The organism is Cupriavidus taiwanensis, assembly GCF_900250115.1.
In the GTDB taxonomy this organism is placed as follows: domain Bacteria; phylum Pseudomonadota; class Gammaproteobacteria; order Burkholderiales; family Burkholderiaceae; genus Cupriavidus; species Cupriavidus taiwanensis_B.
Window position 1 is genome coordinate 2,924,154 of sequence record NZ_LT984803.1, and the last position, 13,516, is coordinate 2,937,669.

Annotated in this window: 11 protein-coding genes; 5 read left to right on the forward strand and 6 right to left on the reverse strand. The window is 67.7% G+C overall.

The genetic code is table 11. From position 1 onward, the window contains the following. Positions 1-129 precede the first annotated feature (129 nt). Entirely contained in the window at positions 130-2,451 is a 2,322-nt protein-coding gene (locus CBM2586_RS13645) for an NADP-dependent malic enzyme (protein ID WP_115663685.1), read from the reverse strand. 386 nt (positions 2,452-2,837) lie between these two features. On the opposite strand from CBM2586_RS13645, the gene thiL reads away from it, so the two are divergent. The 3 genes from thiL (at position 2,838) to CBM2586_RS13660 (ending at position 5,053) form a co-directional block, all read left to right on the forward strand. Beyond that, positions 2,838-3,818 (forward strand): thiamine-phosphate kinase, encoded by a 981-nt coding sequence (gene thiL / locus CBM2586_RS13650; RefSeq protein ID WP_115688016.1) that lies wholly within the window; start codon positions 2,838-2,840, stop codon positions 3,816-3,818. A 124-nt stretch (positions 3,819-3,942) separates the two neighbouring features. Beyond that, on the forward strand, positions 3,943-4,509 hold the full coding sequence (locus tag CBM2586_RS13655) for a phosphatidylglycerophosphatase A family protein (RefSeq protein ID WP_115661190.1): 567 nt from the start codon (positions 3,943-3,945) through the stop codon (positions 4,507-4,509). A 46-nt stretch (positions 4,510-4,555) separates the two neighbouring features. Next, positions 4,556-5,053: a CinA family protein gene (locus CBM2586_RS13660; RefSeq protein WP_012353857.1), complete on the forward strand. Its 498-nt coding sequence runs from the start codon at positions 4,556-4,558 to the stop codon at positions 5,051-5,053. A 90-nt stretch (positions 5,054-5,143) separates the two neighbouring features. Here the strand turns inward: CBM2586_RS13660 and pyrF are convergent, their stop codons facing one another. Continuing rightward, positions 5,144-5,962, reverse strand: a complete 819-nt coding sequence (pyrF, locus tag CBM2586_RS13665; RefSeq protein ID WP_115661188.1) for an orotidine-5'-phosphate decarboxylase — start codon at positions 5,960-5,962, stop codon at positions 5,144-5,146. Positions 5,963-6,170: 208 nt separating this feature from the next. Between pyrF and CBM2586_RS13670 the strand changes: the two genes are divergently transcribed. Continuing rightward, positions 6,171-7,070, forward strand: coding sequence for a DMT family transporter (locus CBM2586_RS13670; RefSeq protein WP_115661187.1), 900 nt, complete (start codon positions 6,171-6,173; stop codon positions 7,068-7,070). A 556-nt stretch (positions 7,071-7,626) separates the two neighbouring features. Further along, on the forward strand, positions 7,627-8,589 hold the full coding sequence (gene corA / locus CBM2586_RS13675; RefSeq protein ID WP_018006324.1) for a magnesium/cobalt transporter CorA: 963 nt from the start codon (positions 7,627-7,629) through the stop codon (positions 8,587-8,589). A gap of 11 nt (positions 8,590-8,600) precedes the next feature. On the opposite strand, the gene mtgA is transcribed toward corA, so the two are convergent. The 4 genes from mtgA to CBM2586_RS13695 all read right to left on the reverse strand — a co-directional run bounded on the left by mtgA (position 8,601) and on the right by CBM2586_RS13695 (position 13,436). Continuing rightward, positions 8,601-9,302 (reverse strand): monofunctional biosynthetic peptidoglycan transglycosylase, encoded by a 702-nt coding sequence (gene mtgA, locus CBM2586_RS13680; protein WP_115663684.1) that lies wholly within the window; start codon positions 9,300-9,302, stop codon positions 8,601-8,603. 89 nt (positions 9,303-9,391) lie between these two features. Next, positions 9,392-10,279, reverse strand: coding sequence for a shikimate dehydrogenase (gene aroE / locus CBM2586_RS13685; protein ID WP_115688018.1), 888 nt, complete (start codon positions 10,277-10,279; stop codon positions 9,392-9,394). Next, positions 10,279-11,211, reverse strand: a complete 933-nt coding sequence (locus tag CBM2586_RS13690) for an energy transducer TonB (RefSeq protein WP_115661185.1) — start codon at positions 11,209-11,211, stop codon at positions 10,279-10,281. Before CBM2586_RS13690 ends, aroE begins: the two co-directional genes overlap by 1 nt. A 122-nt stretch (positions 11,212-11,333) precedes the next feature. Continuing rightward, positions 11,334-13,436, reverse strand: a complete 2,103-nt coding sequence (locus tag CBM2586_RS13695; RefSeq protein WP_115661184.1) for a ribonuclease catalytic domain-containing protein — start codon at positions 13,434-13,436, stop codon at positions 11,334-11,336. Positions 13,437-13,516: the final 80 nt, after the last annotated feature.

Genomic DNA, 13,516 nt, shown 5'->3' on the forward strand with positions numbered 1-13,516 from the left:
ATTTCTTCAATTGTTTCAATATGTTAAGCGTATGTGTGCGCATACTAACCAGAATCACGAGGGGATAAAAAAAGCCGGGCAAACCCGGCTTTTCGTCACCCTGGCCCGTAACGGGCCAGCGAAATCGGCTCAGCGCTTGGCGGCGGCGTCGACCACCACCAGCGACGTCATGTTGACGATGCGGCGCACCGTCGCCGACGGCGTCAGGATGTGGACCGGCGCCTTCACACCCAGCAGGATCGGCCCGATCGCGACATTGTTGCCCGCGGCAACCTTGAGCAGGTTGTACGAGATGTTGGCCGCGTCGATATTCGGGCACACCAGCAGGTTCGCCTCACCCTTGAGCGTGCCGTCCGGCACCAGCTGGTCGCGCAGCTTCTGGTCGAGCGCGCAGTCGCCGTGCATTTCGCCGTCGATCTCCAGCTCCGGCGCCTGCTCGCGCAGGATCGCCAGGGTTTCGCGCATCTTGCGCGCCGACGGCGCCTCGGACGAGCCGAAGTTTGAATGCGACAGCAGGCCGACCTTGGGTTCGATGCCGAAGCGCTTCAGCTCTTCCGCGGCCATCAGCGTGATCGCGGCCAGTTCCTCTGCGTTCGGGTCGACGTTGACGTGGGTATCCACCAGGAAGATCTGGCGGCCCGGCAGCACCAGGCCGTTCATCGCCGCATAGACCTTGTTGGTACCGCCCAGCACCTGGTCGATATAGCGCAGGTGCGCCGCGGTGTTGCTGACGGTGCCGCAGATCATGCCGTCGGCCTCGCCCTTGTGCACCAGCATGGCGCCGATCAGCGTGGTGCGGCGGCGCATTTCGAGCTTGGCGTACTGCGGCGTGATGCCCTGGCGGGCCATCATGCGGTAGTAGGCGTCGGAATAATCGCGGAAGCGCTCGTCGTGTTCCGGGTTGACCACGGTGAAGTCCACGCCGGCGCGCAGGCGCAGGCCGAAGCGCTCGATGCGGTGCTGCAGCACGGCGGGGCGGCCGATCAGGATCGGGTTGGCCAGCTTTTCGTCGACGATCACCTGCACCGCGCGCAGCACGCGCTCTTCCTCGCCCTCGGCGAAGACGATGCGCTTCTTCTCCATCTCGACCTTGCGCGCGGCGGCGTAGATCGGCTTCATCACCGTGCCGGAGTGGTACACGAACTGCTGCAGCTGCAGGCGGTACGCGTCCATGTCCTCGATCGGGCGCGCGGCCACGCCGGACTTCATCGCGGCTTCGGCCACGGCCGGTGCCACCTTGACGATCAGGCGCGGGTCGAACGGCTTCGGGATCAGGTATTCCGGACCGAACGAAAGGTCCTGGATGCCGTAGGCGGTGGCAACGATATCGCTCTGCTCCTGGCGCGCCAGTTCGGCCAGCGCATTGGCCGCGGCAATCTCCATCTCGCGCGTGATGGTGGTGGCGCCGCAGTCCAGCGCGCCGCGGAAGATGAACGGGAAGCACAGGACGTTGTTGACCTGGTTCGGGTAGTCGGTACGGCCGGTGGCCATCACCGCGTCCGGACGCACTTCCTTGACCAGTTCCGGCGAGATTTCCGGGTTCGGGTTGGCCAGCGCCAGCACCAGCGGCTTGTCGGCCATGCGCTGGACCATGTCCTGCTTCAGCACGCCTGCTGCGGACAGGCCGAGGAAAATGTCGGCGCCGTCGATCACTTCGCCCAGCTTGCGCTTGTCGGTCTTTTGCGAGAAGCGCGCCTTCTCGGGGTCCATCAGCTCGGTGCGGCCCTCATAGACCACGCCGGCGAGGTCGGTCACCCAGATGTTTTCGATCGGCAGGCCGATATCGACCAGCAGATCCAGGCAGGCCAGCGCGGCCGCGCCGGCGCCGGAGGCCACCAGCTTGACCTTGGTGATGTCCTTGCCGACCACCTTCAGGCCGTTGATGACGGCAGCGGCCACCACGATGGCGGTGCCGTGCTGGTCGTCGTGGAAGACCGGAATCTTCATCTTCTCGCGCAGCTTGCGCTCGACGTAGAAGCACTCCGGTGCCTTGATGTCTTCCAGGTTGATGCCGCCGAAGGTGGGCTCCAGCGCGGCGATGATCTGGACCAGCTTTTCCGGGTCCTTTTCGTCGATTTCGATATCGAACACGTCGATACCGGCAAATTTCTTGAACAGCCCGCCCTTGCCTTCCATCACCGGCTTGGATGCCGCGGCGCCAATATCGCCCAGGCCCAGCACGGCGGTGCCGTTGGTGATCACCGCGACCAGGTTGCCGCGCGCGGTATAGCGGAACGAGTTGGCCGGATCGGAAACGATTTCTTCACAAGCCGCCGCCACCCCGGGCGAATACGCCAGGGCCAGGTCGCGCTGGTTCGACAGGGGCTTGGTCGGCGTGACCGAGATCTTGCCGGGGGTGGGAAACTCGTGATACTCGAGCGCCGCTTTGCGCAGCGCCTCGCGCTGCTGCTGTTTCAGATCGTCTTGGGACGGGGACTGTGGGCTGGTCATCGGCGCATCTTCCAATCGGTGGAGCCGTCATTGACGAGGCGGGGACGATCGGCGGACCGGCTCCACGCGTCCGCCCTTCTCTTCCTTTGGAACCCAGCATTTTATATAGTGAAAAACTATTTCACAATAAGCGTTTTGCTTGGGGCACCTTTGCGATTCGGTACAATATGCCCCATCCTCCCGGGCAACACCAGCAAGCGTAGCGCCGAGCCGGCAAAGCGGCGCAGCGCATGGCGGTCATGGCTGTGATGCGCGGCAGTATCTTGCTGAAACGCACGGCGCGCCCCATGCTGATGCCGCGCCGCTGCGGGATTTTCCGCAAACCCGCTGATCTGCCGCAAAATCCCGCCGTCACTCCACCGCCCGTCCCGGCACGTCGTCGACCCATGCCCAACGCCCAGTCCGTCCAGCTCTCCGAATTCGACCTGATCCGCCGCTATTTCACACGGCCGGTGCGCAAGGCTGCGCTCGGCGTGGGCGATGACTGCGCGCTGGTCGAGGGCCGTCCGGGACACCATCTGGCCATCAGCACCGACATGCTGGTCAGCGGCCGCCATTTCTTTCCCGACGTGGCGCCGCGGGCGCTCGGCCACAAGGCGCTGGCCGTGAACCTGTCAGATCTCGCCGCCATGGGTGCCGAGCCCCGCGCCTTCACGCTGGCGCTGGCCTTGCCGGAGGCCGAGCCCGACTGGCTGGCCGAACTTGCCGCCGGCATGCTGGCGCTGGCCGACGAACATGGTTGCGAACTGGTGGGCGGCGACACCACGCGCGGCCCGCTGACGCTGTCGCTGACGGTATTCGGCGACGTGCCGCTGCGCGCCGCGCTGCGCCGCGACGCCGCGCACCCGGGCGACGATATCTGGATTTCCGGCACCCTGGGCGACGCGCGGCTGGCGCTGGGCGACTGCCGCGGCGAATGGCTGCTGCCCGAACCCGAGTTCAGCCAGGTCCGCCCCCGCATGGACACGCCCACGCCGCGGGTGGCGCTGGGCATGGCCTTGCGGGGTGTGGCGCATGCAGCACTTGACATTTCGGACGGCCTGATTGGGGATCTCGGCCATATCCTGGTCCGCTCTCAGGTCGGGGCCCTGGTCGATATCGACGCCTTGCCCCGCTCGGCAGTGCTGGCCGGCCAAAGCGACGCCATCCAGCGCGAATGCGTGCTGGCCGGCGGCGACGACTATGAACTGTGCTTCACCGCGCCGGCGGGCCAGCGCGACGCCGTTGCCGCGATCGGCGAGCGGCTGGCGCTGCCGCTGACGCGCGTCGGCACGATCACGCCCGAGCCGGGCCTGCGGCTGGTCGACCGCGCCGGCAACCCGACCCGCTACGAGGGCGCCAGCTTCGACCATTTCGCTGCCCCCTGACACTCGGTCACAGGCATGTCATGATGCCGGCATCGGCGCCTGCGCGGGCACGGGAATCCCGCACGAATCGCAGCGCAGCCGGCCATAACCATAAGCCGCATCCGCATCACACGAGCCAACTTTGATGTCCACCTTCCCTCCCGGGGCCGCGCCGCGCGACCCCGCCCTGACCCTGGAAGCCGGCCAGACCGTCAAGGTCACGCGCCCCAGCGCGCGCTTCATGCTGGCGCATCCGGCGCACCTGATCGCCTTCGGCTTCGGCTCGGGCCTGTCGCCGGTCGGCCCCGGCACCGTCGGCACGCTTTACGCCTGGCTCTCGTTCGTGGTGATCTCACTGTGGATCGAGCCCGCCGCCTGGCTGTGGATCATCGCCGGCGGCTTCGTGCTGGGCCTGTGGGCGTGCGCCCGCACCGCGCGCGACATGGGCGTGCACGACCACGGGAGCATGGTCTGGGACGAGATCGTCGCGTTCTGGCTGGTGCTGGCCTTTGTCATGCCGACCGGCTTCTGGGGCCAGTTCGCCGCGTTCCTGTGGTTCCGGCTGTTCGATATCGCCAAGCCGGCCCCGATCGGCCACTATGACCGCGCCCTGAAAGGCCCGGGCTTGCGCGGCGGCTTCGGCGTGATGTTCGACGATATCTTCGCGGCGTTCTACACGCTGCTGGTGTTTGCGCTGTGGCGCTCGTTCTGAGCGGCGAACGCCAGACTGATTCCCCCAAAACAACCCTGCACCCATCATGTCCGTCAGCCGCCTGCTCGACCAGCTCGCCATCCAGGCCGGCGTAGCCCTAGCCGACAAATCCCTGATGCTCGCCACCGCCGAATCCTGCACCGGCGGCCTGGTCGCCGCCGCCATTACCGACGTGTCGGGCTCGTCGGGCTGGTTCGAGCGCGGCTTCGTCACGTATTCCAACGAGGCCAAGTCCACCATGCTGGGCGTGCCGGCCAAGCTGATCCGCGATCACGGCGCGGTCAGCGAGGAAGTGGCGCGCGCGATGGCGGAAGGGGCGCTGCTGAACAGCCGCGCGCAGGTTTCCCTGTCGATCACCGGGGTCGCCGGCCCCAACGGCGGCACCCCGGAAAAGCCGGTTGGCATGGTGTGCTTCGGCTGGAGCAACCGCATCACCACCATCGTCGAAACCCAGCGCTTTCCCGGCGACCGCGCGCAGATCCGGCGTCAGGCGGCCGAGCACGCGATGCGCGGCCTGGTGGAGCTGTTGCGTAACGAGGCCTGAAAGACCGGCCGCGGCAAGCAGCCCGATCCAAAAAAAACCGCGCCAGCAGGCGCGTTTTTTTTATCCTGCCGCGTGTGGCGGCCGTGGCGGTCAGCCGTGGCGATAGCGGTTGATGGTATCGCGCGTCTGCAGCGCAACGTTGCGCGCAGCCGCCGCGAAGTCTTTCTCGCGGCTGGCGTACAGGATGGCTCGCGAAGAGTTGATCATCATGCCGGTGCCGTCGGCGGTGCGACCGGCCTTCACCGTGGCCTCGATGTCGCCGCCCTGGGCGCCGATGCCGGGAATCAGCAGCGGCATGTCGCCGACGATCTGGCGCACCCGCGCGATCTCATTGGGGAAAGTCGCGCCGACCACCAGGCCCATCTGGCCGGTGGTGTTCCAGCGCTCGCGCGCGGCCTCGGCCACGAGCTGGTACAGCGGCTTGCCGTCGACCTGCAGGAACTGCACGTCCGAGCCGCCCGGGTTGGAGGTGCGGCACAGCACGATCACGCCGCGGTCCGGGTAGGCGAGGTAGGGCTGCATCGAGTCGAAGCCCATGTACGGGCTGACCGTGACCGCATCGGCCTTGTAGCGCTCGAAGGCTTCCAGCGCATAGTGCTCGGCGGTCGAGCCGATGTCGCCGCGCTTGGCGTCGAGGATCACCGGGATGCCGGGGTGGGCGTCGTGGATATAGTGGATCAGCTGCTCGAGCTGGTCTTCGGCGCGCTGCGAATGGAAGTAGGCGATCTGCGGCTTGAAGGCGCACACCAGGTCCGCGGTGGCGTCGACGATCTCGCGGCAGAACGAGAAGATGGCGCCGCCGGCCCCGGTCAGGGACAGAGGAAGCTTGTGCGGGTCTGGATCGAGCCCGACGCACAGGAGGGAATCGTTGCGCTGCCAGGCGGCAGCAAGCTGCTCGATGAAGGTCATGGGTACTCGAAATGTCCTGGTGGCGCCGGCGTCTCATCATGAGGCCCGTCGTGACCGATGGACTCGGCCGGCGCGGTTGGCCGCAGTGGCGTGAAAACCTTTCATCCCTGCAGCATATGTCGCTTTCGGCAATTTTACCCGCTGCGTGCTATCGTTTTGCGCTTCGTCTCAAAACAATGCGCGGCATCCCGCACAGCCGCGTCCCGCCATGTCTCTCGATCGCCGTGGTCTCTTCCTGCTTGTGGTGCTGACGCTCGCCTGGGGCATCAACTGGCCCATCATGAAGGTGGGCGTGGCGCATTTCCCGGCAATGGGTTTTCGCCTGCTGTGCATGGCCGGCGGGCTGGTGGCGCTGGGGCTGGCGCTGCGGCTGCGCGGCGATTCGCTGGCCGTGCCGCGGCGCGAATGGGGCACGGTATTGCGGCTGGCGCTGCCCAACATGGTGATCTGGCACCTGTTCGCGATCTGCGCGGTCAAGATGCTGTCGTCTGGCCGCGCCGCCATCCTCGGCTACACCATGCCGATCTGGGCGGTGGTCTGGGGCCTGGTCTTCTTCCGCGAGCGCATCGGCGCATGGGCCTGGCTGGGTATCGGCTGCGCGCTGGCGGGCACGGTGCTGCTGCTGTCGGGCGAACTCGCCGCGCTGACCGGCAGCCCCGCCGGCACGCTGCTGATGCTGCTGGCCGCGGCCGGCTGGGGCTTCGGCACCCAGCTGATGAAGCGCACCCAGACCGATGTGCCGATCGGCGCCATGACCTTCTGGATGCTGGCCGTGACGCTGCCCTTCCTGGCGCTGGGCTCGCTGCTGCTGGAACACGGCTGGCGCATGCCCACCGCCATCGAATGGGCCGCGATCGCCTACAACGCGGTGGTGGTCTTCGCCTTCTGCCACCTGGTCTGGTTCGGGCTGGCGCGCAGCCTGCCGCCGGTGGTGTCGAGCCTGTCGATCATGTTTATCCCGGTGGTCGGCGTGTTCTCCGGGATGTGGATGCTGGGCGAGCAGCCGCACTGGCAGGACTACGCCGCGATCGTGCTGATGTTCCTGGCGCTGTCCTCGGTGATGCTGGCGCCGCTGCTGTGGCGCCGGCTGCGCGGCGCTGTGAGCTGAGCCGGCGCAGCGCGACCGGGGTCGCGAGCGGGCAACGGCGTGCGCCCCGTCGCCGAGATTTCACTTAACAAGCCACCCTCCGTTGGGCTACACTCGCGGCCATCACAATCCCGGAGAAATTACGTGGGCAGTAGCATCGGGTGTTCGAGTTGGCGCGGCAACGCTGCGACCTCTGCGAATGCCATGTCACTGCGGGCTGCGTAACGACGACCCGCCCGGAGCATCCGGCTCCGCGCTTCGTCGGCCTTGCCCGCAGTCAGAACTGCGGGCGAGTGTCTTTCCGTGCCACCGGCGGCGCCTCCATGCGCGCCCACCGTGGCGGATCTTCCCTCTCCCGGCTAGCCAGCCAACCCAGGCAAACGCCATCGCCTTGTCCGCCTGCCGCACGCAGCCGCGGGACAGCGCGATCACGCTTGCCCGTGGCCCGGCCCCGCGCGGCATGCCGCGGGGCCATGACGGGGCATGACGCAATACCTGGGAATGCGGCGAGCCGCCTGCGCTTGTCTTCGCGCTTGTCTTTGTTTTTCGTCGCAATCAGCAATAAGGAATCCCGGGGATGATCAACCTGTTCGTCCTGCAAAAAGGCCGGCTTGCCCAGGAGCAGGTCGACGAGCGCAATGAGCTGCTGCAGCACAAGCCGATCTGGATCGATGTCGTCAATCCCGACGACGAGGAACTGAACTGGATCAAGGAAGCCTATGGCGTCGCCCTTCCTGAACTGGAAGACCTGGGCGACCTGGAAGCGTCCGCGCGTTATTTCGAGGGCGAGGACGAGAACATCCATATCCGCACCGACTTCCTGCTCGACGAGGAAGAGGTGTCGCGCAACGTGCGCGTCGCCTTCGTGCTGACCAAGGACGTGCTGTTCTCCATCCACGACGAAGACCTGCCGGTGTTCCGTCTGGTGCGGCTGCGCGCGCGCATGCGCCCGGGCTCGGTGCGCAACGCCAAGGACGTGCTGATGGACTTGTACGCGACCGACGCCGAATACTCGGCCGACTCGATCGAGGAAATCTACGAACGCCTGGAAGAAGCCAGCCGCCGCGTGCTGGCCGAAAACGTTACCGATGCCGCCGCGGCCGACGTGCTGGAAACCATCGCGCGCGAGGAAGACCTGAACGGGCGCATCCGCCGCAACGTGATGGACACGCGCCGCGCGGTGTCCTTCCTGATGCGCAGCCAGCTGCTGTCGGCCGAGCAGCAGGACGAGGCGCGCCAGATCCTGCGCGACATCGATTCGATCGAGAACCACACCGCGTTCCTGTTCGACAAGATCAACTTCCTGATGGACGCCACCGTCGGTTTCATCAACATCAACCAGAACAAGATCATCAAGCTGTTCTCGGTGGTGTCGGTGGCGCTGATGCCGCCCACGCTGATCGCCAGCATCTACGGCATGAACTTCAAGTTCATGCCGGAACTGGACTGGGGCGCCGGGTATCCGTGGGCGATTGCGCTGATGGCGGTGTCGGCGGCGATCCCGCTGGTGTATTTCCGCAGGAAGGGTTGGCTGAGCTGAGGCCGGCGGCTTCAGTCGGGCAGCGTCGCTGCCCCCATCCGCCGCGCGATGATGCCCGCCTTGGCGCGGAAGTTCACGCGCACGTTGGCGCAGTACTCCTTCTTGTCGAAGCACTTGGGCGCCGGCAGCGCCGCCGCCAGGCGCGCCGACTGGCCCACGCTGAGCTTGTCGGCGCTGGTGCGGAAGTAGTGCTGGGCCGCGGCCTGGACGCCGAACACGCCCTCGCCCCATTCCACCGAATTCAGATAGATCTCGTAGATGCGCTGCTTGTCGAGCCAGAACTCGAGCATCCAGGTGATGGCGAGTTCCTGGCCCTTGCGCAGGTAATGCTGCTCGGACGACAGGAACAGGTTCTTGGCCAGCTGCTGCGTGATGGTCGAGCCGCCACGCACGATGCGCCCCCGCTTCTTGTTGCGCTCCCAGGCATCGAGCATGGCATCGAGCTCGTAGCCGGGATGGTTGACGAAATCGGCGTCCTCGCTGGCGATCACCGCGCGCTTGAGATTGCGCGAGATGCGGTCGTATGGCACCCACTGCCGGTCCAGGCCGCAGCTCCACACGTTGATGCCGCACAGGCGCCAGCGCTCGGCGCGCATGAAGGTGGTGGTGGTGGGATTGAGGTACTGCCAGCTGGCGATCTGCATGAAAAAGTACAGCTGCATCGCCACCACGCCGGCGGCCACGCAGCCCAGCAGATAGCCGAGCCAGCGCACCGGATTGAAGACGGCGCGCGCCGGCGCCGCGTGGGTGCGGGCGGCACTGGCCGTGCGGTTGCGGTTGGCCACGGCCGGCGGCGTCCCGGTCAGCCCTTGCGTTCGGCCTGCAGCGCGGCGCGCAGCTCGGCCAGCACGGGCGCGGTGCGGGGCCGCACGCCGCGCCAGATATAGAAGGCCTCGGCGGCCTGCTCGACCAGCATGCCGAGGCCGTCGCTGACGCGCGCGCCGCAGCGCGCGGCGAACTGCAGGAACACGGTGGGCTCGGCGCCGTACATCATGTCGTAGGCCAGCACGCCTTCCCCCAGCAGGAACTCCGGCACCGGCGGCACCTCGCCCTGCAGGCTGCTGGACGAGGCATTGATCACCACGTCGACGGCCTCGTCCTCGGACAGGCCCTCGAGCGCATCGAGGCCGCCGCCCCACAGCTCGACGCCATACTGGTCGGCCGCCTCGACAAATTCTTCGAGCATGTCGCTGGCGCGCGACGCGGTGCGGTTGGCCACCACGATGCGCGACGGCCGGCATTCGATCAGCGGCAGCATCGCGCCCATGGCCGCGCCGCCGGCACCCAGCAGCAGCACGCGCCTGCCTTCGATCAGCGTGTCGAGGTTGTCCTGGATATCGCGCACCAGGCCGATGCCGTCGGTGTTGTCGCCATGGATCAGGCCTTCTTCGATCCACAGCGTGTTGACCGCGCCGGCGGCCTCGGCACGCTCGGTCAGGCGGTCGGCCAGGTCATAGGCTTCCAGCTTGAACGGCACGGTCACGTTGCAGCCGTAGCCGCCATCGGCGAAGAACCGGCGCACGGTGTCGGCGAACCCGTCCAGCGGCGCCTCCAGGCGGTCATATTGCACGGCCTCGCCGGTCTGGCGCGCGAAGGCGGCGTGGATCGCCGGCGAGCGGCTGTGCGCGACCGGGTTGCCGATCACCACATAGCGGTCGGCGCTGGCTTGGGAAGGGGCAGTGGATGTCATCAGCGTGCCTGCAGGCGGGTTTCCAGCCCGCTGCGCGAAAACTTGAAAGTGGATATGACTTCGAGGATGTCCTGGCGCGCCGACATCTCCGCGGTAAAGGCGCCGAACGGCGCGGCCGCACGCACGATCGCCACCGCCTGGCGGTCGAGCGCGGGATCGCCCGAGCTCTTGACCACGTCGATGGCATCGACGTTGTAGCCGTCGCGGTTGTAGCCGAGCTTGCCCTGCCGGTTGACGTTGATCACCAGGATCAGCTGGCCGTAGAGCGGCTTGCCGTTGCGTTGCGGGAAATCGGTGGTGCCGCGCGCCTCGATCTTGCGGCGCAGCCGGTCATAGTACTGCGCGTAGTCGACCGCCTGCGCGCTGGTGGCGGTCAGCTGGAAACGCTTGGGCCGCTTGGCGTAGTGCTCCAGGTTGCGGCCGATCTCGGCTTCCAGCCTGGCCATCTCGTCGGCCGAGGTGCGCTCGTCCTGGCCGCGCTGCGGCGCGTCCTGGCGCTTCTCGCCCGGCCTGAGCGGCTGGTTGCGCACCGCCGGCGCGGCTTCGCGCGCCTGGGTCAGCAGGCGCTGCTGCTCCTGTTCCAGCTGCTCGACCCGGCGCTGCACCTGGCGCACCAGGTCGCCCTCCTGCGTCAGGGTCTGCGCCGGCAGCGGCGTGGTGGCGCGCTGCCGGTCATGGTCGCCGCCGCCGTCGAGGTTGGCCTGCGCCAGGGCGGTCGGGTTGCGCGGCTTCTGCGCCGACTTGGCATTGACCAGCACCACGTCGAGCGCGGCGTCGCTGCGCTTGATCTCGAACACTTCCGGCGCGGCCACCCGCACCATCAGCAGCAGTGCGTGCACGGCCACGGAAATGGCCAGCGCCCGGGCCAGCATACTGCTGTGGTGCCACCTGGCGTGCCACCAGGGGCGGGAAGCGGCAAGAGTGGCGTTCACGATGGATGGATGAGGGCTCGGGAGACAAGCGCGGCGGCACCGGCCGTGCCGGCAGGCAGGGCGGGCCCGGGGGCCCGGATCAGACCCGCATTGTAAGGGAGCCCCGCGGATTTCCGAAGGCTTCAGCCGGCCGCCGGGGTGCCGGTGTCGCGCTCGCCCGACGCCGCGCCGGCGGCGTCGCCGTCCGCCTGGGCCGGCTCCTGCTCCGCGACGCCCGCGGCTTGCTCGGCGGCTTCCTCGGCCGCGGCCTCGGCTGCGGCTTCGGCGGACATTTCGGCGGCTTCCTCGTCGCTTTCCAGCTCTTCCTCGGGAACCTCGCCTTCACCGGCGAAGATCTCGAGCACCCGGCACGAGACCTCCAGCGTGATCTCGTCGGTCTCGCCGATTTCCAGCAGCACCTGGGTGCCGCGCTGCGCCTGCACCAGCTCGGGCACGCGCGTGACCAGCGGGATCTCGGTGAAGCGCACCGCGCCTTCCTTGAGCACCGAGGCCACCATGCGCTCGCGGTTTTCCTGCTTGAGCCAGCGCAGGCACCAGTAGCGCTCCATGGTCGACTGGTGGTCGGCATAGGCGGCGTAGGTGCCTTCGAAGTCGGCCACCGCGGCCAGCAGGTCGGCGTCCTTGGGCTTGAACGGCGCCACCAGCTTGGCGGTCACGCCGTGCTGGGCCACCGCCAGGATCTGCCACTGGTTGACCAGGTCGACATAGCGGCGCAGCGGCGAGGTGCTCCACGCGTACTGCGCCACGCCCAGGCCCTCGTGCGGCGCCGGGTAGGTCTGCATGCGCGTGCGATGCATGCCCCAGGCCTTCTGCGTGCGATAGATGCCGGGCACGCCATGGTCCGCCAGCAGCTTGCCCCAGGTGCTGTTGGCCAGGATCATCATCTCGGCCACGATCTTGTCCAGCGGCGAGCCGCGCTTGCGCTGCTCGATGCGCACGCGCTGGCTGCCGTCGGGCTGGTCGTCGAGGTAGAAGTTGAAGTCGGCGCGGTTATGCGTCTCCGGGCGCAGGCCGCTGGCCAGGCGTGCCCGCTGGCGCTCGTCGTACAGGTAGCCGGCAAAGTGCCACAGCCGGGTCAGCGCCTCGCGGAACGGGTAGTCGCCGGTGCCCCCGGCGAGCGAGGCCTCGGTGATGACATCGTCGAGCAGGTTGTGGCGCAGGTTGGCGGCGATCGGCACCATCTCGGCGCGGGTCTCGCTGCCGGTGACTAGCCACACCGACGGGTCCACCGTCACGTACAGCGACAGCGCCGGGCAAACCCGGCCCTCCTGCAGCGTGTAGCGCTCGACCACCGGGTCCGGCAGCATGGTGATCTTGTCGCCCGGGAAATAGACCGTCGACAGCCGCTGGCGCGCGATGGCATCGAGCGGCTCGCCGCGACGGATGCCCAGCGCCGGCGCGGCGATATGGATGCCGATGCGCAGCTTGCCGTCGGGCAACTGCGTCACCGACAGCGCATCGTCGATCTCGGTGGTGGTGACGTCGTCGATCGAGAACGCCTCGACCTCGGCCAGCGGCAGCTCGGCGGGCGGCTCGGGCACGTCGGTATCGGGGAAGCCGGTGCCCTTGGGGAAGCACTCGGCGAGGAACTTGGCTTCGTGCAGCGCGCGCGCGCTGGCGACGCCGCCTGCAGCCACCATCAGCCGCATCGGCGACATGCCGAGCGCGCTGCAGGCGGCGTCCATGGCCTTGTATTCCAGGCTGTTCTTGTCGGGCTTGAACAGCAGCTGCAGCACCTTGTTGCGGAACGATTCCGGCAGCGTCAGCGCCTTCAGCTGGTCCTCATACTCGGCCTGCACCAGCGCCTGCTGGCGCTTGCGCTCGAGCGCGGCCAGCGCGGCCTTGAGCTGGTCTTCGGGGGCGCGCTGGTAGCGCCCGCGCCCCTTGCGGCGAAAGTACACCGGGTTGCCGTGCAGCGCCATCGCCAGCGCCGCCTGCTGCACCGCGCCGGGCTCCGCGCCGTAGTATTCCGCGGCCAGCTCGGCAAAGCCGAACTCGGCCTCGGGCGCGCATTCCCACAGGAAGTCCAGGTCGATCTCGGCCACCAGCTCGCCGGTCTGGCGCACCAGCTCGGGCGCCGACGGCTGCGCGAACTGCAGCAGCACGTCGCGCGACTTGACCTTGGTGCGCTTGCCGGCCGGCAGCTCCACCTGGTAAGCCTCGCCCTGCTGGTTCAGCACGGTGCCGGCGCGGATCTCGCCGCCTTCTTCGAACAGCAACTGCATCGATCGGTACTTTCAACTATGCGCGGAACCGCGCCGGGCGGCCCTGTGGCCAGCGCTGGAGCGGATCCGGTGGGAGAAAT

Bases quoted from the DNA above. Each gene is read 5' to 3' on its own strand.
- aroE (WP_115688018.1), bottom strand. From the start codon at position 10,279: ATGACATCCACTGCCCCTTCCCAAGCCAGCGCCGACCGCTATGTGGTG.
- CBM2586_RS13660 (WP_012353857.1), top strand. From the start codon at position 4,556: ATGTCCGTCAGCCGCCTGCTCGACCAGCTCGCCATCCAGGCCGGCGTA.
- CBM2586_RS13645 (WP_115663685.1), bottom strand. From the start codon at position 2,451: ATGACCAGCCCACAGTCCCCGTCCCAAGACGATCTGAAACAGCAGCAG.
- CBM2586_RS13695 (WP_115661184.1), bottom strand. From the start codon at position 13,436: ATGCAGTTGCTGTTCGAAGAAGGCGGCGAGATCCGCGCCGGCACCGTG.
- CBM2586_RS13655 (WP_115661190.1), top strand. From the start codon at position 3,943: ATGTCCACCTTCCCTCCCGGGGCCGCGCCGCGCGACCCCGCCCTGACC.
- thiL (WP_115688016.1), top strand. From the start codon at position 2,838: ATGCCCAACGCCCAGTCCGTCCAGCTCTCCGAATTCGACCTGATCCGC.
- pyrF (WP_115661188.1), bottom strand. From the start codon at position 5,962: ATGACCTTCATCGAGCAGCTTGCTGCCGCCTGGCAGCGCAACGATTCC.
- CBM2586_RS13670 (WP_115661187.1), top strand. From the start codon at position 6,171: ATGTCTCTCGATCGCCGTGGTCTCTTCCTGCTTGTGGTGCTGACGCTC.
- corA (WP_018006324.1), top strand. From the start codon at position 7,627: ATGATCAACCTGTTCGTCCTGCAAAAAGGCCGGCTTGCCCAGGAGCAG.